Annotated in this window: 15 protein-coding genes; 5 read left to right on the top strand and 10 right to left on the bottom strand. The window is 57.2% G+C overall.

Annotated features, from left to right (window positions below; genetic code table 11):
- Positions 1 to 141 precede the first annotated feature (141 nt).
- Positions 142 to 1,428, bottom strand: coding sequence for a cytosine deaminase (locus D3D02_RS13435; protein WP_121570504.1), 1,287 nt, complete (start codon positions 1,426 to 1,428; stop codon positions 142 to 144).
- A gap of 447 nt (positions 1,429 to 1,875) precedes the next feature.
- On the opposite strand from D3D02_RS13435, the gene D3D02_RS13440 reads away from it, so the two are divergent.
- The gene (locus tag D3D02_RS13440; RefSeq protein WP_121570505.1) at positions 1,876 to 3,135 is read left to right on the top strand and encodes a tyrosine-type recombinase/integrase; all 1,260 of its coding nucleotides are present in this window, start codon (positions 1,876 to 1,878) and stop codon (positions 3,133 to 3,135) included.
- Positions 3,136 to 3,566: 431 nt separating this feature from the next.
- Here D3D02_RS13440 and D3D02_RS13445 read toward each other — a convergent pair whose 3' ends face one another.
- The 5 genes from D3D02_RS13445 to D3D02_RS13465 all read right to left on the bottom strand — a co-directional run bounded on the left by D3D02_RS13445 (position 3,567) and on the right by D3D02_RS13465 (position 8,603).
- The gene (locus D3D02_RS13445; protein WP_121570506.1) at positions 3,567 to 5,762 is read right to left on the bottom strand and encodes a PQQ-binding-like beta-propeller repeat protein; all 2,196 of its coding nucleotides are present in this window, start codon (positions 5,760 to 5,762) and stop codon (positions 3,567 to 3,569) included.
- A 98-nt stretch (positions 5,763 to 5,860) separates the two neighbouring features.
- A complete protein-coding gene (locus tag D3D02_RS13450; protein WP_121570507.1) occupies positions 5,861 to 6,364 on the bottom strand; it encodes a hypothetical protein in 504 nt (167 codons plus the stop codon).
- A gap of 1 nt (position 6,365) precedes the next feature.
- Positions 6,366 to 6,920 (bottom strand): hypothetical protein, encoded by a 555-nt coding sequence (locus D3D02_RS13455; protein ID WP_121570508.1) that lies wholly within the window; start codon positions 6,918 to 6,920, stop codon positions 6,366 to 6,368.
- Positions 6,913 to 7,755, bottom strand: a complete 843-nt coding sequence (locus tag D3D02_RS13460) for a Mov34/MPN/PAD-1 family protein (RefSeq protein ID WP_121570509.1) — start codon at positions 7,753 to 7,755, stop codon at positions 6,913 to 6,915. The genes D3D02_RS13455 and D3D02_RS13460 overlap by 8 nt, the downstream gene beginning before the upstream one ends.
- Before the next feature lie 131 nt (positions 7,756 to 7,886).
- The gene (locus D3D02_RS13465) at positions 7,887 to 8,603 is read right to left on the bottom strand and encodes a hypothetical protein (protein ID WP_121570510.1); all 717 of its coding nucleotides are present in this window, start codon (positions 8,601 to 8,603) and stop codon (positions 7,887 to 7,889) included.
- 207 nt (positions 8,604 to 8,810) lie between these two features.
- On the opposite strand from D3D02_RS13465, the gene D3D02_RS13470 reads away from it, so the two are divergent.
- Positions 8,811 to 9,563, top strand: coding sequence for a PKD domain-containing protein (locus tag D3D02_RS13470; RefSeq protein WP_147435617.1), 753 nt, complete (start codon positions 8,811 to 8,813; stop codon positions 9,561 to 9,563).
- A 364-nt stretch (positions 9,564 to 9,927) separates the two neighbouring features.
- The gene (locus D3D02_RS13475; protein WP_147435618.1) at positions 9,928 to 10,290 is read left to right on the top strand and encodes a hypothetical protein; all 363 of its coding nucleotides are present in this window, start codon (positions 9,928 to 9,930) and stop codon (positions 10,288 to 10,290) included.
- Positions 10,291 to 10,332: 42 nt separating this feature from the next.
- Here the strand turns inward: D3D02_RS13475 and D3D02_RS13480 are convergent, their stop codons facing one another.
- The 4 genes from D3D02_RS13480 to D3D02_RS13495 all read right to left on the bottom strand — a co-directional run bounded on the left by D3D02_RS13480 (position 10,333) and on the right by D3D02_RS13495 (position 16,702).
- A complete protein-coding gene (locus D3D02_RS13480; protein WP_158599371.1) occupies positions 10,333 to 12,975 on the bottom strand; it encodes a PKD domain-containing protein in 2,643 nt (880 codons plus the stop codon).
- Between the two features lie 411 nt (positions 12,976 to 13,386).
- Entirely contained in the window at positions 13,387 to 14,805 is a 1,419-nt protein-coding gene (locus tag D3D02_RS13485; RefSeq protein ID WP_121570514.1) for a methyl-accepting chemotaxis protein, read from the bottom strand.
- A 175-nt stretch (positions 14,806 to 14,980) separates the two neighbouring features.
- Positions 14,981 to 15,298 (bottom strand): 2Fe-2S iron-sulfur cluster-binding protein, encoded by a 318-nt coding sequence (locus D3D02_RS13490; protein WP_121570515.1) that lies wholly within the window; start codon positions 15,296 to 15,298, stop codon positions 14,981 to 14,983.
- On the bottom strand, positions 15,299 to 16,702 hold the full coding sequence (locus D3D02_RS13495) for a selenium-binding protein SBP56-related protein (protein ID WP_121570516.1): 1,404 nt from the start codon (positions 16,700 to 16,702) through the stop codon (positions 15,299 to 15,301).
- A gap of 361 nt (positions 16,703 to 17,063) precedes the next feature.
- Here D3D02_RS13495 and D3D02_RS13500 point away from each other — a divergent pair, with 361 nt between their 5' ends.
- Positions 17,064 to 19,241: a PAS domain S-box protein gene (locus D3D02_RS13500; RefSeq protein WP_199723095.1), complete on the top strand. Its 2,178-nt coding sequence runs from the start codon at positions 17,064 to 17,066 to the stop codon at positions 19,239 to 19,241.
- A gap of 70 nt (positions 19,242 to 19,311) precedes the next feature.
- Positions 19,312 to 20,796: an ATPase domain-containing protein gene (locus D3D02_RS13505; RefSeq protein ID WP_121570518.1), complete on the top strand. Its 1,485-nt coding sequence runs from the start codon at positions 19,312 to 19,314 to the stop codon at positions 20,794 to 20,796.
- Positions 20,797 to 20,799: the final 3 nt, after the last annotated feature.

Consider the following 20,799-nt stretch of genomic DNA (forward strand, 5'->3'; position numbering starts at 1 on the left):
GTCGAGTGGTTCCCGGCGCGGTCAACGTTTCGCACTCGGAGAGCGGAGACACGAGTTGCAGGCAGAAGTGCCTGTTCACGACACACGGAACGTTTGAAGATTGGCGAGTGCCGCCTCGGTGCTCCTTGGTTGAACGTCGAATTACGATCGCTGGAAGTCAACCGTCGTGCGTTCGTCTCCCTGAAGCACCGTTGTTTCACTCGGGCGAGTCCGTGCCACGGGGGTTCCCTCTTTGAGGACTAACCGTCGAGGGGGACGCAACCGTAAGGTGTCGAACGCGCTGAAGCTATCGTACACGACGAGTGAGCCTTCACTCCCGGGTTCGAGTCCGTAGTTTTTGCAGCCAAAGATGTCCGAGTTAGCCGTCGTCAACATATCCCAGATGACGCTTACGTCGTCGTAGCCACTCATATGCGCATAGTGAATTAAGATGTACGCGGCATCAAGTGGATCTCCCTTGCCGTAATGATACCACGGGTCCACGATCGAGTCGTGACCGAGACCGACGGTGATGTTTGCATCCTGTAGCTGATCGATGCGAGTGTGTCCCCGTCGACGTGGATAATCGTCGTGTCGGCCCTGCAGAACGCTGTTGTCCGGAGGATTAGTGATCACGCTGACACCACTCTCTGCCAACAACGAGATGAGTTTGCTCGCATACGAGTTCGGATACGAGTGCAACGCCGCGACGTGACTCGCCGTGGTTCGGTCGCCCCAACTATGCCGTCGGGCTTCGTTTGCCAACACTTCAGTAAACCGAGAGCCAGGATCATCAGTCTCGTCGATGTGCATATCCACTTTCAGGTCAGACTTCCTCGCGAGATCGAAGACCGTTTTCACCGATTTGACTCCCGTCTCTCTGGTCGGTTCGGCGTGGGGAATAGCACCAATTCCGTCGACGTCCATCTCTACGGCTTCACGCAGCAACGCTTGATTGCCCTCGTCGGTAAAGATTCCATCCTGCGGGAACGCGATCACCTCGATATCGATGATATCCTGTAGCTCTCGACGCAGTTCGAGAAGGGCTTCGACGGTCGCGAGCGACTCCTCAGTCGCGTCCGCGTGTGTCCGAACCCTCGTGACCCCGTGTGCTACTAACCACTTCGCCGTTCGAGCAGCGCGTTGTTTGACGTCGTCTTTCGTCAGATTTTGTTTGTATTCCGCCCAGATGTCGATGCCTTCAGCTAACGTACCGGCTTCGTTCCAGCGCGGTTGACCAGCGGCGAGAGCATAATCGAGGTGAAGGTGTGGTTCGGTCAGTGAGGGCGTTACTAGGCGGCCCTCAGCGTCGAAGCGTCGCTCCTCCTCTAGTTCCCCGGCTGAGAGTGTTCCGGCTCTCTCGACACGGTCAATAACACCGTCTCGGATTCGAATGTCTACGCTTTGGCCATCAAGGGTCTTAGCGTCGCGGACGACAAAGTCACCCATAGTGACTCATTTCTGTCTATCCATCATAACCTTTTGTGGTTGTGGGAGTTACACCGATCTGCTTCTGCCTAGTCTATTGTCTAACTGTGCTCTTGGACGTTATCTTGGCTATTTCGGAAGGAATGCGACAGCCGCGGTCCCGACAATACACTAGTGAGAGCAAGCGAGACAATCCGCCGCCGCCCTAGTATATCGCCCGAAAGAACCGAATAATTGTATGCAAATAGCAGAGCCTTCGATATCTAAATTTTGTATAGCGATATATAATATATCACTGGGTGGGAGATATTCTCGGGTTAGCTGTGTTGTCTTGTTGTCGCACCCCGACAACACTACACCACAAATACTAAGAAAAACGACCGTATCTCTCTACGTACTCAAAACCGTGTCCTTAGAATCACTCTCTCGGAAAGCGAGGCGGCTTCACCCTGCAGGAACGATCTAACGATGCCAAACTACGCACGCTTCGACGGCCTCGACGACTTCGCCCAGTTCTACCGTGAGGAAGTCGCACCTACACTTCGCGCTGACGCAGATGCCGACATCGATCCCGAGCGTGAAACACCTACGTACGCGTGGCTGAAGCGTAACTACTCCGGATTCGTCGAGCGCCTACGCCGTGAGTACGACCTCTCACCCGGTGAGTTCTACGACGCCGTCGGCCTCCCACCGAACTCTGATGATGCCGACGACGAATGGGGAATCGACCACGAGCCAACGATCCGCGGGCTCGAAGACTACCTCGAAGAACTCGAACGGGACCGCGGGCGCGCCCCGACGACCGTGGGACCGCGCCGCTCTCGGTTGCGGACGTACGTCACGACCTACTATGAGGTCAACGAAACGGACGATTTGCTCTCGCCACTACTCGATGAAACCACGAAACCCGACGAAATAGCGCGCGTGCGCGACACGTTCCGCGTGCTCGACGACGAGCTGGGGACACTCGCCTCGAAAAAAAAGTACGTCTCCGCGGTGAAGAACTGGTACACGTTCCTCGAAGAGATGGGACGCAGCCTCTACAACCCGGCTGAGAACCTTCTGAACCGGTTTGGGTGGGACGAAGACCCGATCTACGATCATCCTGCACTTTCTCGGAGCGACCTCTCTGCACTCCTCGAAGCTGGCAATGCTGACGAACGGTTTCTCCTCCTCGCGCTTGCTGGCTGGGGTCTCCGTCCGATCGAGGCGTGTGAACTCCACGTCGATCAACTCGTTCTCGACCCGGAGGAAGGCGACGTCCCCTACATCGAATTCGAGGCTGGCCAACGGAAGAACGCCCGCCGGGCCCGGAACACCGTTGAACTCCTCGTCGGCGTTGAGGCTGTTTCTGACCGTATCGATACCCTCGCATACAACGACGAGTGGACTGGCTATCTCCTCCCGGGTCAATCGATCACGCGGCCGATGTCGACACAGACAGCGCGGCGTTGGTTCCGCGATCTCGGCGAACGGGCTGACGTGGACATCGACGGTACTCATCCGCTCCCAAAGATGGGACGCCGAACCTGGTACCGTCTGTACCGCCAGCAACGCCCCAATATCGAAGCGGGGACCGCGGCTGTCGCGGCTTCCCAAGGCAGTCGGGATGCGTCCGTTTCTGAACGAAACTACCTCGACGAACGCACCCGCCGACAGGCCCGTGCAGATGCAATGCGGGATCTCGTCCAAGACGAGTTTGCGGACATCTTCGACGAGTATCTGTAACTGTGGCTGGTGCCGAGTGTAAGTGTGATGCCTCTCAATCAGCATCGAGTCTTCTATAGTAGCGTTTGCAACTGATTACACAGCCAACCGCACGACTGCGTGGGATTCGGTGAGTGAAGAATTGCAAACGCTACTATAGTGCTCGCCTCTCGTGTTGGCACGGCTCAATGAGGTCCATTGCCCGCCTCTCAATACATTCCGTAGGCTGAGCGTAGCGATTGTCTCGTGAAGCCAATCTGGACAGACCCAGGCTTCGCGTGAACCACTTACCGCTATATACAGTTCCACTGTCCCTAAGTGGGACTGCTCTACGAGGCCTACGGCTTTCGCGGATCTTTCGATTTCGGCTCAGGTTCTGGGGGCTCTCCGCCGCCAACGAGGATCGAGCGTTCAATACCCCCTTTCATCCCGTCGGGGCTATCTGTCGGGAACTACTCCCGCGGGCGTCTGTCGTGGAGCCATTTGATGAGAGCGGAACTACCAGCGACCCCCCCGAGTGCCGTGCCGATACCAAAACCGGGGGCTTCACTGGATGTCGGATCACCGTTCTGGTCGCTTCTATCAGCGGACCCACCTTCTGACTGAGCTTGTATTGTCACACTGTCTGTGTACCGATTGACGTCATCCTCATCGTCACCACGATACCATATTGCGATCCCACCCACATCGAATTCGCCTGGCTCATTCGCCGCCAAGCGAATACTAATGCTCGATTGGCTTGCCGGGTCGATAGTTTCTACCGCATTGTACTGATTTGATCCTGAATCAGCACCTGCCACACTGGACACAGATATGCCACTCGGGGTGTTGATCACTAACTGTACAGTTACTTCTTTGTTTGAAAGATAGTTCACGATGCTAAGTGTAATGATAGCATCCTCATCAAGTGTGATTTCTGTTTGCGTCCCCGTGAATTCAAAATTCACTTGCTGTTGAACCACCGTAACTTGCTTTTCAGTACTGGCTTCGAGTCCGTCATTGTCGGTGACTCGCAATTTGACGTTTTTATCACCGGGGCTCTCAAAGGAGTATTCGACAACGTCCCCGTCAATATGATATCCTGAGCTGGGATCCTGGTCGATATCCCACTCAAATTTTTCAATCGTTCCATCCGGGTCAGATGACGCGGTTCCCTCAAAGGTCACTGAATCACCAACTTCTGGTTCATTTGGTGAATGTGAGATACGTGCCTCTGGGACCTGATTCGCTCGAACGACGTCTACGCTTTTTGAAATTGTTGCAGAAGTATCCTGATCATCGGTTACTGTTAATTCGACATCTTTCCTGCCTGGCGTCTCGAATACTTTTGATACAATTTCACCAGTACCGGGACCAAGATTTGAATTCCCGAACGTCCAATCATACTCCACGATCGACCGGTCATCAGTCGATTCACTTGCATCGAATGTCACCTCGGTATCAACACGGGGATTTCTAGGTGAATAACTGAAATCGGGGTCAGGTCGTTTATTCGGCTGATCAGTCAAAGCGTATATTGTCCCATCCTCCGTCCCAAAGTACACTTTATTATACGCGATTGCCGGCGATCCAACGATCTCGCTGTCCGTCTCAAACCGGTTTAATTCTTCACCCGTATGCAAATCTAACACATAAAAATTGCCGTCGCGCGCCCCGAAATACACTTTATCCCGTACGACTGCCACTCCACCAACCGGCGCCCAGTCCTCTTCGACTTGGAACTCCCAGTTTATACCCATATCCTGTGACAGACAAAAGACACCTTCACCAAGTGGACTGACTACATATTCATCAGTAACAGCAGGCGAACCGAAGTTGTCGTCGGGGGTGTTGAACTCCCACTTTTTGGTGCCCAGATTTGCACCGAAGGCCATCAAATCAGCATCAGAATTTGGAAGGTAGATCGTATTTCCCTGAACTGTGGGTGTTCCAACATCGAAACTGTTGACTTCGATGTCCCAGTTGGAGGTTCCATCATTCAGGTCAATACTGTGGAGCGAAATAGGGCCTGCATAGTCCGCGAAATATACGGATCCATCAGCAATTGCCATCCCCCCCACCGAGACTCGGTCGTGTACCCATTGTTGCCGTTGATCATCGATTGAAATTGAATGAAGACTCCCGGTTCGCTGGGACCCGTCTTCTTTCACAGCAACAATTATCGAATCACGATTTCCTATCAGTCTGCTCACGTACTCTGAGTTTCCTGTCTCGATAGTCTTTGACCACCGTATTTCACCATTGCTGGGATCGATTTGGTGAATAGTGTCACCATAGTATGAATTTTGGCCATATATGTATCCATTGTGGTACGTCTCTATTGGGCCACTCCAGATTCCCTCTCCAGTCTCCGCATTTAATGCTAATCCGTTGGCAGATCCTAATATCGTCGCAAATACTGTTCCATCCACGGCCATAATATCTCCGATAGGATTACCCAAATTACGAGACCACTCTGTTTCTAATTGGGGACCAGGTGCTTCTAGAACATCTGAACTGCTCGTTCGTTTTTTATTATGTTGGGCCATTGGCCAGCCCTCTGCCCTCGAATTTTCAGCCGCTTGAGCGACGTCTATTTGACTCCCAGCTCCAAGAACTACAGGGACATATTGAAGTAATCGTCGACGAGTTGGATCCAGAAAGGTCATACATATTATTTATCTATTGAATTTTATATCTTTCGGGTGCCACAAAATGTGTACTCCTAAAATATTAGTTTAGTGAGATGAAGTGTGAACAGCAAGTACTACTGATCGTCGGGAGTTGTTGCGGCCGTATTTCTGACGTACTCATCGGCATCGTCGAAGACCGATGTTCCCTCTCGTCCACTGGGTTCGGCATCACTTCCACCTGATGTGTCGCTAGACTGTTCGTCAACCAGCTTTTTCAACCGACGAGCAGCACTTGCGATCTCGTCAAGTTGTGCGTTTGCCGCATCGATCTGCTCGACAACGTCGGTAACCTCTCCCTGTAGTTCCTCACCGGCTGTGTTCTCGTCAGCTGCAAGTAGTTCGGTGATGACTGTCAGCGTCGTTTCGAGGTCACCAACTGTGCTGTCCACGTCGAGGAGTCGGCGGTGAAGTTCCGTGACTGTCTGAACAGTCACGCTTGGGTCGGTACGTTCGTTACTCGGCCGGACATCATCGTCATCCGACGACGGCACCTGATCTTCGACGGGATCCGCATCGGAGTGCTCGTTCTCTGTGCTGTTTTTCGGATCGTGCTCGGGTTCCTGCGTTGGGTCGGACATTTCAGTCACTCTCCGCTGTGATTTCGTCGATGGCTTCGCGAACTGTACGGACGGGCATTCCGGTATCGTCGGCGATCTCGCGGGCGGTCCCGCGTTCGAGATCTTCGACGAATCGGTTGTTGTGCAGCGCCCAGTGGCGAACCGCCTCGGTTGGTTCGAACGTGTATCTGACTGTCCGTCCGTCGCGGAACCGACCGATGAGGCCACGTTCGACGAGTTCGTTCAACTGCGTCGACATCCAGGGGCGGTGCTTCGCCGACTGGAACTCGTCTACGATCTCGGGGAATTCATGTCGTATGAGGTCGACGACTTCCTCGGCAGTACGGGGACTCCCCATCTCCTGCAGCGCGTCTGCAAGGCGGCGCTGAGCGTCTGGCAAATCAACCGACTTCTCCGCCGCCTGCGACTCTTGATTGACTGTCGGGAGATAGCCGAGGTCGCTGAGCGTCTCGCGGAGTAACTCGGGGTTATTCTCCGCGAGATCTTGGAGACCCTCAGCAGTCTCGGCGTCCAGCTGCTGAAGCGCCGCTGCGAGCTCCTCACTGTCGTCAGTCATCGGTCACCACTGCTTTCCGCGGGTTCTGGAACTTCGGTCCGAAGAGGGCCAGTTCGTGTCGATACTGCTCGCCCCGCCACGAGACCGAATTGCTGCGGGCCGTCGGCGAGTGCCGTTCCGAGGGCGAGGGGTTGCTGCCGTGGTCCTTGTAGGCGTGGATTCCTTGGAAGAACTCGAAGTCGCTCGTCCCGAAGGCGTCGGCGAAGTTGTCTCTGACCTGCGCAGCACTCTGTCTGTCGGCGTCGCTTGGGCGGGTCGAGCCGCCCGGGTGCGTGTGGAACCGGACGAGCAGTTTGGGCGCCTTGCCGTCGGGATAGAGTGCAGCGACCTTGTTGGCCATCTTCCGACCGTAGGAGACGACGCTCCGACGCGTCGCCGACTTGTAGTACGACGGATTGTCGAGTCGGAACAGATCTGTTGGCGTCGTATAAGAATTGCCTGCGAGGACGTACACTGTTTCGACGCGGTTGTGTGCCCCGTTGAGACCGCGTGCCTCGACCTTCTGCATAAAGTCGCGGTCATCTGGGAACACGAACGTCCCCCGGTCGTACGAACCGGATCCGGGGGATGGCCCTGTCGTAGGCTCGTCGGGTACCGCCGGCTGCGACGGCGACTGCGTGTCCGTCGACGCCGTCCCCTCACTTGCGTCCAAATCGAGGGAGATGGTGTGTGTCCGAAACCATCCACTACTGGTGCTGCTATCGTTGCTACTTGAGCTTCTGAACCCGGTGTGTCCCGATACTTCGATGTCCCATTCGCTATCGGCGCCGTTTCGCTGGACGTCGTTCTTGTCGTCGTCTTCGTCGTCTGAGCCGCCAAAAATATTGTCGAACATTGTGTTTTGCCGTTGGTTGGGTTGTACGTCGCTGCGCTTCGTATCTCCGTCGGCGAGACCCGCTGTCACTCCCCCAAGAGCGCGTCGATAGTGGCCCTGGATGGCTGGGGTGGGGGAGAGATGGTCGGTGCTTACTTGCCGAGGTTGATCCCGAGCTTGGGAGCGATATACATCATCCCGACGATGGCGAGTGCGGCGAGGAAGAACAGCAGAATCTCCGAATCGAGGTTCGAGAGACCCGACAGGATGCTGCTGCCATCGCTCCCGCCGCCGGTACCGCCAGTGGCCGTCTCCGTGGTCGGTTCGGTGACATCGAAGTAGAACCGCTGGCTGTCGAGGTTCTGACTCATCTCGGGGTGCCCCTTGGGCCAGTATTCGATTTCGGCGTCGACACGAGCTTCGCCGGTGTTTCGGCTGTAGACGTTCGCGGCGATGTCTTCAGCGTCAGAGCCGTCCGGCGTGATCGTGAACTCGGTGGAGACCATCCCGGCCGCGGTCGAGCCCCAGTCACTCCCGCCACTGATGCTCATCCCAGACTGGACCATCAGTCGCACCTCGACCACGACAGGACACTCTGCCTGATTGTCGAGGTCGAAACCGCCCTCGATGCGACCGGGCTGTCCGGCCTCGATCTGTTGGGTGGGCGCGTAGAGCCGAGCAGCGTCCATCTGCGGAAGGCTCGGGTCCTCACAGGCGGCTGCGGTCGTGGTGTCCGATGCAGTCGGCGTTGGCGTCGACGTCGCGGTCGCGGTGGTGTTCGTCTCTTGTGCGCTCGCAACTCCGGCTGCTAGTGGGAACCCGATCGTGCTCCCCACGAGCACGAGCGAGAGCACTAGCACAGTGACCATACGGAATTTCGTGTTCATTGGCTACACTCTAACCTGTTATTTACCAGTTACTTATATTTACTGGTATCCTTTACTCGTAATAGGTACGAGTTAGAATTATTGGGTCCCAGAAACCGAAACCAATCTGTCCGCCTGTCTCAGCGAAAGAGACAGACCGCGTTCTGGAAGACGAGAAAGTTTCATTGGGACTGTTACTTATTGTAGCGTGTGAAGCGCCGAAATCTCCTCCGTGGTGGGGCTGTCGCTGCTCTCACGACACTTTCTGGGTGTCTCTCGTCTAACCCACTCCAGGCAGAGGCAGCGTTCACCTATACGCCACCGAGTCCGGTGGTCGGTGAGAAGATCGTGTTCGACGCGAGTGAGTCGACCGCATCAAAGTGGGAATGGTTCTTCGATAAGTCACCGGGCCTCGTGAACTTCGATGCCGAAGGAGCGCAAGTCACACACGCGTTCGAAGAGAGTGGCGCACACACGGTTACGCTCCGCACGACAGCGCCGTTCGGAATCATCCCAGGGCTGAATATGGACCGGACGACGAAAACAGTCTACGTCGAAGAGCGAGAGGCTTCCCGTCCCGAAACAAAGAACCCGATTTCGACGTCGACAGACCGAATTTCGCTCCATCTCCGGGGCGTAGCCACACGGATCAGCACGGACGAAACCGCCGTGCTCCAATTTAGTGCGGTCAACCTCGACCCTGAAAAGGACCTTTCCATTCGGCTGGTGTTGAAAGTTCCCAGCGGGATGAGCCTTCGCGGCACGTCGTTGGCTGAGAGTGGCAATGGCCAGTATGCGGCGACATTCGAGCTTCCCCCCGGTGAGACCGCAGGCACGAGCATTCGACTCGCGGCCACGCGCACGGGACACTTCGAAATTGAGGGAATCGCCAACTACTCCTTCGACGAGGGGGACGAACAGACGCGACAAGGGACCATTCCGATCATCGTCACGGATAGCTAGTCCGGATGCCGCACACACGACAACCCACGAGACTGTTCAAACCGATGGTAGTCACCACTGCAAACCAGGAACGATGAGTAGAGGATCAACTTCGCGACGTTGGCGAACGGCCATTGTGTTGCTTGCGGTGGGCGTACTCGTACTCACGAGCGCTGCGGGCAGCGTACAGGCATCACTGAGCGATGATGCAACGCCATTCGGGGCGACGACAGATACAGCGTGCACCCAATCAGATGCGGCTTCGACGGGGATTAGTCACGTCCAAATTAAGGCGACAGATGAGACCATCACCACTGATACGCCTGCCGAAATCTCAGGGCAGGCGACCGCTCCACGTTCAAACCCCTGTCCACTCGTTGTGCAGATGGTACTGACGATTCCATCGGGGATGTACGTCTCAGGAACGGATAACGTCAACAGCGGTGGTCAGGGACAACTTACGTCGTCGTTTCGAGTCTCACCAGGTGAGGCGGTAACGATGTCGGCGAACGTCTTCTCTCGGGATCTCGGCTCAGAAGTCCTAATCGTCGATTTCGAGTACTTCCCGGTTGGATATCCAGAAGAGAGCAATCGGTTGAGTGGGTTCTCGATCGAGATCGACACCGAAACCCCGAATCCGGGACCACTCGGTGAGACACCGACCTCGGAACCTGACGACAACCGGACGCTTCTATACTCACTCGGTGGGCTCGTCGTCGGTGCGCTTCTCGTCCTCGTCTTTCGGTAAGGGCAGAAAACATCCGGTCCAGTGGTTCTTGGCCTCCTCTCGTTACGCGTCGGGTACGGTCACAGACCCGAAAACACCGCCAAGAACGCCATCGAACCACGATGAAAGCTGTTCAATGAAACTCGGCCCACGGATGCTGATCCTCTCGTTGGACTGTCGGATGTAGGTCAGGTCCTCTGGATGACCGGCGGGGTAGTATCGGATCGTGACATCGATCGGGACGTCGGAGCCGATCAGCGATTCATCTGCGATCCGAAGGCCGACGCGCATCGAGCGCTGCGACCCAGGGTCAATACGACCCTTCCCCGTGATCTGCGCCTTGTTTGCCGCATCGACGCCTCGCATTCGGACGACGTCGAGGCCGTCCGGCGTGTCGATAATGAAGTCGACGACGACAGTGCGGTCGTTCGAGCTGGGATTCTCCATCGAGACAGTGAGGAACGTCTTGGTGGTCCGCTCACTCTGTGGATCGATCTTGATGTTCGTCAGGTGCAGGCTCTGCGTCGGAGGTTCACTGAAGCTATCGACGTCCACGGACCACGATCGAGTGCTCGCACTCTCCCGCGGATCTGCCGCTTCAACGGTGAGGTTGTACGTCCCAGCCTCGTCGAACGTCCGTTCGAGTGACGGTCCCGTACCGACTGTACTCCCGTTTTGCGACCACTGATAGGTCACTCCTTCCTGTTCGGGATCACGCGCGTCCACCGAAAATGAGGTAGTCGACCCAGACATCAGCGAGAGCCGCTGCTGACTCGGCGACACGTCGATGAAGCGCGGTGGCCGACTCTGGATGTTCACGTCCCACGTGACTTCGTTCTCGGCCCCGTGTTGGTCACGAGCGACGAGCGTGACGGTCTTCTCACCGGGCGTGTCAAATGTGTGCTGGAACGCGACACGCTGTCTGTCGCTGTCGACATTACGTGTCTCGACTGTGGACTCACCAATTCGGAACGCCACGGTCGTCGTCGAGGTGTCGCGGTTCGTCACCCGGGCGGCGAACCGGACGGGATTCTGTGACAGGACGGATATGGATTTGTCGGTCGGCTGCTGTCGATCGACCGATGGTCGGTCATTGCGGACGCGAACCGTGTACATCCGGGTTGTCTTTGCCCCATAGGAGTTCGTGACCGTCAGTGTGAGTTTGTGCTGGCCGACCTCGTCGAAGCTCATCGCCGTCGATTGCTGCTCGCTGACTTCTTCGGTGCCTAGCTCCCACCGGTAATCAAAGGAGAGCGACCGCCCCTTCGGATCGGTCGCGTTAGCACTGACCTGGAGCGATTCACCCACTGCGACGACCGACTGTGTCGGGCCCGCACCCTGTACGTTCGGTGGTGTTGCCTCGATCGACACTTCTCTGGATTTGGTTGTGGTGATCCCAGCTTCGTTTGTCACGCTCACCTCTACGTCGACAGTACCGACTTGCTGGAACGTGTGTTCTACCGTCGTCCCGGAGAACTGTTGGCCGGCGAGTTCCCATTGTACGGTCGCGATACCCTTCCCGTTCGGATCACTCGCATCGACTGAGAACGAGACCGGTTCGCCGGGTGCCACTGACGAACGTGACGGCGAGATGCTGTGGATCTGTGGCTTCGAGAGGCCTTTAATCGTCCATTCTGCCCGTGCGTTGTCCGTGAGGCTTGTCCCATCGGAAACGGTTACGCTCACTGTGTGCTTGCCGGATCCAAGTGCGCTCCTGTCTATCTCGAACGACTGCCCAGACCCAGCTCGGTCGCCATCGACTTCCCACCACACGTCGATGTTCGAGTCAGGCGTATCAGCATCGTCGACCTCGACGTCGAATGAGGCCGACTCGCCCGGAGCGACATTCACTGAGGGCTGTTGCGGTGCTTTTCCATCTATCTTCGGTGGCACAACGACGCGAACGGACCACTCGCGGCTCACACTCTCGGTTTCGGCTTGGTTGTCGTCAACGGTCGCTCTAACCGTGTGCATCCCCGGCGAGAGGTCATCAGCGGAGACAGTGAGTTCGTCAGCAGTCCCGCGGCCAACACCGTCGACAGACCACTCGGTCGAGATGGCATCGTAATCTGAGTCGGGATCGGAAACGTCGACGCTGAATGTTTCGGAGTCACCCGTCTCGTGATTGAGTTTGACGTCTCCAGAGGGGTACGCAGACGTGATCGTCGGCGGTTGTGGTGGCTTGTCGATATAGAGATCCTTGTACCACGAGTCGTCGTCCGACTCAACGCCGTATTCGTACCGTCCGGGAGACAAATCGTCGGTATCGAACGAACAAGACAGATCTGTCTCGGACTCTGACGGCTCTAGTTCGATGAACTGGTCGCCGACGTGCGAGCTGGCGAGATAGCAGTTCGCGAACTGTCCGTCCCTCCCCTCGCCGTCATTGTAGAGTGCGTACTTGATTTCCGCCGACTCTCCCTTGTCTATCCGCGAGACTGTCTCGCCGTTTTGCTCAACCCGGAGGTTACCAACGAGGAAGTTTGGCTCACCTGCCTTGACGGTCAATGGCAGATCGTCAGTGTCCGATGGCGTCCGGAAATACTGCGTATATTCACCCGCCGAGAGCGGATCGCTGTCAACCGTCAGATACCACGTGTCTGTCTCACCCGGCGACAGCCTCATCTCCGTCTCGCGGTGAATCGATCCCACGTCGAAGGTCAACGTTCGCGTGCCCGTTTCATCGCCCGTATTGGTGACTTTCATCCTCGCATCGAACGTGTCCCCTTGCACCACGTCCGCTTTGGAAACGGCTTGGACAGTGAACTCTGCCGACCCGGTCTGTGCAAGCCCGACACCCGTTTTGATACTCTCGCTTCCTCTCGGCTGCTCCCCGGCCGAGACAGGGAATGCCACAGAGAGCCCACAGACGCAGACGAGAATGAGCACCACGAGTAAGCGTTGTCTAACATCTGGCCCCACCATTACAAACAACTAATCTGTCTACGTTATTGAACTTGTTCTTCGCTGGCTATAGTATGATGTACCTATAAGAATATAATATATAACTTCTTTTACAATTTATTGCTCAATTTTAATTTTAAATTATTCTCCTATATGACTTCTAACTGCGATATTCAACTCACTCCTGTGCGCGTCGCACGGAAGAGTAAATCGTCACAGCTGACTCTGGACGTCCAGAGAGTTCAGCTCGTCTACTTCCCGGCTCACTTCTTGAATTCGCGACGTCAGTTCTTCGTTCGCCGCGGCGATCGACTCGGCCTCATCGGTCACCCGTTCGAAGTCTTCGGCAGTCTCATCTACCAGACTGGCGATCTGCTCGGTGCTGATCGCCTGATCATCCGTGGCGTCCGCCACTTCGGTGATCCCGTCTGAGGCTTCCTCGACCACGTTGGCGATACTTTTGAACGTCTCACTGGAGCGTTGCACCTTCGCAGCGCCGTCCTGCACGACGTCGTTCGTCGCTTCGAGGTTGTCAACTGCCTCAGACGTCTGTGCTCGCACATCGGCGACGATGGCTTCGATCTCGGCAGCGCGTTCCTGTGAATCGTTCGCGAGGCTTTTGACCTCATCGGCGACAACCGCAAAGCCATCGCCAGCTTCGCCAGCGCGGGCTGCTTCGATCGAGGCGTTCAACGCCAGCAGGTTCGTCTGATCAGCGATATCGTTGATGACGTCGACGAGCTCGTCGATTTCTTGGATACTCTCGTTGAGCGCCCGAATGTCGCTCGTCACTTCATCGGCTGCAGTCTCGATGTCGTCCATCATCTCGACCGTTTCTTCAGCTTTTTCTTCACCCGCTTCGGCCTGAGTACGGGCCTGCTCGCTGATCGATTCGACTTCGTCAGCTGTCGCTGCGATTTCCTCGACTGTGGCGCTAAGCGATGACACCTCCTGGGAGACGTTCGTGATTGATTCCAGTTGTTGCATCGCCTGATCACTAATGTCCTGAGAGTTTTCAGCAATCTCCTCTGAGGAGACTTTGACCTCGTCGACAGCTGATTTGATGCTTCGGGTTGCCGACTTACGGTCGGAGATATCACGGAACGTCTCACTGATTGCGACGATGTCGCCGGCAGAATCATAGATAGGACGTACGACGAGTTCGGTCGGGATAATCTGCCCGTCGTAGCTTTCCTTTTCGACCTCGACGCGAATCTCGTCTTGGCCCTCGTCGACGACCTGTTTCAGCGTACAGTTACCCGTTCCACATACCTCTGGATTGCAGAACTGATCGAAGCATTTGAGCGTCTCACTCGATTCAGCCTCGACTCCACCCAGGTCTTTCATCAGCTGGTTTTCGACGACGACGTTGAAATCGAGGTCCACAACCCGCATCGCAGCACCCGTTGATTCCATTACCTGACGCAAATTACTGGTGAGGACATCCCAAAGTTCGTCTTCAGGGAGGGCGTTTCCGTTGACAATCTCTTGTGAGAAATCTTTGTCTGCGGTCGAACCGGCCTCTGCAGTTGCCATTGTACCCCTACTATCTGTCACCACTAATATATAATCTCTGATACCGATTTCGGCAAAAAGCCGACTGCTGTTTGACTTCTTCCCTACTGGTTGCATCCACAGCGACCAGCAACTCGTCGAGAGCGGCCCGGGGTTGCAGTCCGCCTTCGAGATTCTGCGCTACGTCGGGTGAATACGTCTTCTCCTACTGCGACACCTTAACCGCAGTAGATCAGGGTACAGCGGCCGCTCTGGTTCGCAAAACGGAAGTCCGACGAACTCGCCTCAAACGCTACTGCCACGGATTCGGGACGAGATCCGCCTGGATCTCCGCGCCGACTTCGATCCGGCAGTCGGATCGAGGTTCGGCCACACACAGCAGGACGTACCCGTCACGGCGGTGACGAGGTTTCAGCGCGCGGGCGCGTTCGATGTGGACTAGATCGCCCGACAGGAGTCGGCCGGTGCAGGTACCACAGGCGCCGTAGAGACACCCGAAGGGAACGCCGAGTCCTGCCCGCTCTGTCGCATCGATGACCGTCTCTCCGTCGGCGACGTCGATCGTCGCTTCGCGGCCGTCGCGCCACCGTAGCGTGACCTCGTGGGGCATCTACTGCCAGACGTCGCTGGTGCAGTCGCCACCGGGCCATCGGATCTCGTGAGCGCGGGCCGGGCCACCCGGAGCGTCGCCGAAGTCGACGAGGAAGTCCTCGTCGAGTTCCATCCGCCCCTCGTCGGGGTAGACGTCTGCCTTCAGCATCACCGACCCCTCTGATCCAATGTCGGGGTAGAACTGGTTGTCCCACGAGGAGAACAGCGACGTCGTCCAGTAGACGCGCTTGCCGTCCCGAGAGAGCTGTAGCATCTGGGGTGCGCCGCGGATCTCGGTGCCCTGCACCTCCTGGCGGTCGCCGAAGTTGCCGCCGGCCCAGATGCGGTCGACCAGCCGCGGATTGCCGAAGTCGCTCACGTCGTACATCCGCATATCGCCGTGGAGCCAGTTCGAGAAGAACAGATACTGGTCGTCCAGCGAGAGAACGATGTCCGTCACGAGGCCGGGGACGGGCATATCCCAGTCGGGATGTTCGCGGTCTTCGACGTCGATGACCGTCTCCCACTCCCAGACGCCGTCGCGGCCTTCCCAGAAGCGGAGAATGTTCGAAGAGAGCGCAGCACCCACGTAGCCCTGCGTCTCCTCGGGGTCGTGCGGCATTCGAATCTCGAGGGGGATCAGCCCCTCCTCGCCGAACGTCAGCGTCTGTTGGTGCTCTTTGGTCTCCCAGTTCCAGATGTGGATGCTGTCGCCGTATTGTCCCGCCTCGACGTCGTCGAGGTCGAAGCCGGGATAGTAGGTCCTCGGGGCTGCCCACTCCGTCGAGATCATCACGTTGTGGCGGGGCTGATACCAGTAGTCGTAGTTCATCTCCATCTCGCCGCGGTCGGCCTCCCAGTGACCGTCGATAGAGAAGTCGTCCTGATCGAGTTGGAGAAATCCACCGGGAAGGTCACCGTTTGCGTCGCCAAGCATACTGATGACGACTTTGCCGCCCGGAACACAGTGGACGGTATGAGGTGCCGAGAGGTCGTGCTCGAACACTTCCTCGGGTTCGATTACCTTCTCGATGCTCGGATCACGTGGATCTGTGGCGTCGAGAATGTGGATTCGAGAGGAGCGCTGGCCTGGGACGATCAGGTGATCGCGGGCGAGACCTTCAGCGTGACACGACGACGAACAGGCGTTCCAGCCGAAGTGGTGGAGTTCGTCGCCTTTGTTCGGCATTTCGATGGTGTCGATCAGCTCACTGTACGTCTCGGAATCTGGGTCGACGTCGACAACGCCGACGAAGTCGGGCGCGTCGACGTCCATACCGACGCGAGGCGCCATAACGAACGCCGTCTTCTCTCGTTCGGACTCCGTCCGCATCGCCGCCGGTGTCGGGTACCCCGGACCTGCTACCTCGTGGTGATCGTGACCGGGATCCTCCGTCGAATGACTTGGTTCATCGGTGCTCATAGCGAACACTAATACATAGACAACAATGATAAATAATAGTTAACTTTATTTTGGGCGTGAGTCGAATTGCTTCGGCTCTCGATTCAGCGCTAACGCGCCTCGGTCCGTAGGGGTAGCCTTGGGCAACGCAGACGTGGAAAAGCCCTCTACTGCAGGCCCCGATCACGCTATTAGCGTCGGCTAGAGCGGGCGCTTAGAGGCGGGAGACGGCAACGATACCACCAGTATCAAATCTAATAACTTTTCAAAAATAATAAGGCGGACGGATCGGCAGGTATGCCCATCGTAACCAAGAAACGTCCGCGGCGCTGTGGGGGGCGTCTTCCGGTCGGTCAGATTTGTTTGTACTCTTAGAACAATGATGTCACAACGGACCCAGCTCGAAGCCGATGTACAGTCTGTCGATATTGGGTCGGCCGAGACGACAATTACGGTGCTGTTCGTTGAGGACGACGACGCGTTCGCCGACATCGTCGCGACCTATCTCGAGCGGGAGTTCGGGTTCGAGGTGTACACCGAAACGAGCGCGAAAGACGCTCTCGGCCGGCTCGACAGCGAATCCAAGATAAGCTGTGTCGTCAGCGACTACGCGATGCCGGAGATGGACGGATTGGCGTTTTTGGAGGCGGTGAAGGGTCGGTATCCCGACCTTCCCTTCGTGATGTTCGCCGGGCAAGGGTCCGAGGAGGTTGCCAGCCGCGCGATCCAACTCGGGGCCGACGACTACCTAGAAAAAGACACCGGCGAGACCAGATACGAACTGCTGGCCACCCGGATCAATAGCTGTGTGACGATCGCCCGCCAGCAGCAGAAGTTGCAGGACCTCTACACGGCGATGGAGCACGCCGGTCACGCGATTCTCGTCACTGACGCGGATGGGACGATCACGTACGCCAATCCCACGATGGAGAGCATTTCAGGCTACAGTCTAGCGGAGCTCCGCGGGCAAACGCCCGCCGTCCTCGGTTCCGAAAAGCAGGACGAGGAATTCTACGAGGACCTCTGGGAGATCATCCTCGACGGCGAGGTCTGGACAGGCGAAATCGTGAACCAGCGCAAAGATGGCCAAGAGTACGTCATCGATCAAACCATCTCGCCGATCACAGAGGAGGGCGAGATCACTGGCTTCGTCGCCATCAACCGAGATATCACCGCGCGGAAACAGCGCGAGCGGAACCTCCAGTTCTTCGAGCAAGCGATCGAACAGGTGGGAACTGGAATCGCAGCCTACGACGAAACGGGGACCATCCTGTATGCGAACCAGGCGTACGCTGACATTCTCGGGACAACATCCGAGGAACTCAACGGCCGGCATATGGCGACCGCGAATCCCCGGTTCGACGTCACCCGGTTTGAGAGCTACTGGAACTCCTTCGAGAACGGAGAGTCACGACGTCGAGAAACGCTCCACGAGCGGTTCGACACCGGTTCGACGGTCCCGGTCGAGACCGTGACAACCCACGTCACTATCGAGGGCGACGAATACCACATCGGAACAGCACAAGACATCACAGAGCGGAAAGAGCGCGAGCGTCAGCTCCGGGTCTTCCGTGAGGCCGTCGAACAGGCCGGACACGCAGTCGTGATCGCTGACAGTGACGGGACAATCGAGTACGTCAATCCCGCGTTCGAGGAGATGACCGGTTACGCCCGCGAAGAAGCCATCGGCCAGACGCCAGCGATCCTCAAATCCGGGGAGCAGAGCGACGACTTCTACCGTGATCTCTGGGAGACGATCCTCGATGGCGAGGTCTGGACGGGGGAGATCACCAACGAGCGCAAGGACGGCAAGACGTATATCATCGATCAGACTATCTCGCCGCTCACAGACGACGGAGAGGTCACCGGGTTCGTGGCCATCAACCGCGACATCACAGAACTCAAACAGCAACGGGTCGAACTAGAGCGACAGAACGAGCGACTGGAGAAGTTCGGCCGCACTGTCGCCCACGACCTCCGCAATCCGCTCAACGTCATCGAGGGCTACCTCGACATGGCTCGCCTCGAAGACGATCCGAAAGAGGCACACGACGAGATTCAGCGGTGCACCGATCGGATGGCGGCTCTCATCGAAGAGTTGCTGGCGCTGGCCGAGCAGGGAAAGACCGTCCTTGACCCGGAACCGGCGTCGCTGGCGTCAGTCGCAACGGCCGCGTGGGAGAACGTCAATACCGGCGAGATGGAACTCCGAATCGTCGACGACGCCGAGTGTATGATGGACGACTCCCGAGTGACACAACTCTTTGAGAACCTCTTTCGGAACGCGCGGGAACACGCTGGCGACGACGTGACCGTGCAACTGGGAACGATCGATGGGGGATTCTATCTCGAAGACGATGGTCCCGGAATCCCGCCGTCAGATCGAGATGGCGTCTTCGATTCGGGCTTTACGACCTCCGAAGACGGAACAGGTTTCGGTCTCGCCATCGTTCGTCAGATCGTCGACGCCCACAACTGGCAAGTCGACGTGGCCGCGGGGACTGACGGTGGGGCCCGCTTCGAGTTCCGCGGGGTCGACCGCGTCTCCGACAGGGAGTGACTCGAAATTAGGTTATCAGGCCCGATAACCGATAGTGATGTTTATCCACTCTCTGTGACGATGGACGAATATGAATACCCCTGAACAATCCTTTACCCGGAGTTCGAGCGGAATCCCGGGACTGGATTCGCTTCTCGAAGGTGGGTTCGTAGACGGCCGTCTATATCTAGTTTTGGGGGTTCCTGGCACGGGCAAGACGTTGCTTGGGACGGAGTTCCTCTGCGAAGGTCTCTCGGCCGGTGAGACAGTGCTGTTCATTCACGGCGAAGAATCTGCCGACGACCTCCGCGCGAACGCGGCCGAACTCGGAATCGACATCCGCGGCGCTAACTTCCTCGATGTCGGGCCGGAGTCGGACTTTTTCAAGCGGGCGCAGTCCTACGACGTCGTCGATCCTCAGGACATCGAAGACGGGAACCTGATAGCCGAAGTCCGCGATGCGATCGAGGAACTGGATCCAGGTCGCGTACTGATCGACCCGATTACGCAGTTCCAGTATCTCGAACCGAGCGAGTATCAGTTTCGCAAGCGTATCATCTCGTTCGCAAGATACCTGAAGAACCGGGGAACGACCGTCCTCGCCACCAAGACGCCGCACGCGCAGATGGATATGCAACTCAGGTCGCTCAGCGACGGCGTCATCGTGCTCGAATACGAGGACGAAAAAGAAGGCCGTCGGATCCACGTCCCGAAGCACCGTGGCGTCGGCCAGCGGGACGGCAGGCACGGGCTAGAAATTCGGGGGGGCGGCCTGCAGGTGTATCCAGCGCTGCAACGTGAACGGCACGCACGGACCTTCGAGCCGGAACGGTTCACGTCCGGCATTTCCGAACTCGATTCCCTCCTCGGTGGCGGGCTCGAACGGGGGACGGTGACGATCATTAGTGGCCCCTCCGGCGTCGGCAAAACGACGACGGCCACCGAGTTCCTCGCGACAGCCGCGGCAAACGGCGAACGGGCGCTCACGTATCTGTTCGAAGAGTCAATCGAGACGTTTACCTACCGATCAGAGACGTTCGGGCATCCGATCACACGGTTGCGCGAGGAGGGATCGCTCCTCGTTAACGAGATTGACTCGCTCACCCAGTCGCCGGAAGAGTTCGCCGACCGAGTAGTTCGGGAGGTCCAGGATAACGCGGTTGAACTCGTCGTAATCGACGGGATCGAAGGGTACAAGACGGCAATCAAAGGCGCAGGCGATGCCGTCGAGTTGCGGCGACGGCTCCACGCGCTCACACAGCACCTCGTGGATATGAACGTCTCTGTTATCCTGATCGACCAACGAACGGCTGTGACGGGGCTCCCGGAAGCGACGAGCGAACACGTCAGTTACGTCGCCGATAACATCGTCTTCCAGAACTACATCGAACTCGAAGGGGAACTCCAGCGTATCGCCGGGGTTCTCAAAAAGCGTGTGGGCGGCTTCGAGACGGTTCCCCGCCGGTATACGATCACGGCCGATGGCTTGCAGATCGGCGAATCGGTGACGGGCATCCACGGCGTACTCAACGGAGTCCCAGAGCGCACGAGCGAAACTACAGACCGTTCACGCTGATCA

This window comes from Halobellus sp. Atlit-38R (assembly GCF_003665925.1).
GTDB classification, from domain to species: Archaea; Halobacteriota; Halobacteria; order Halobacteriales; family Haloferacaceae; genus Haloquadratum; species Haloquadratum inordinatus.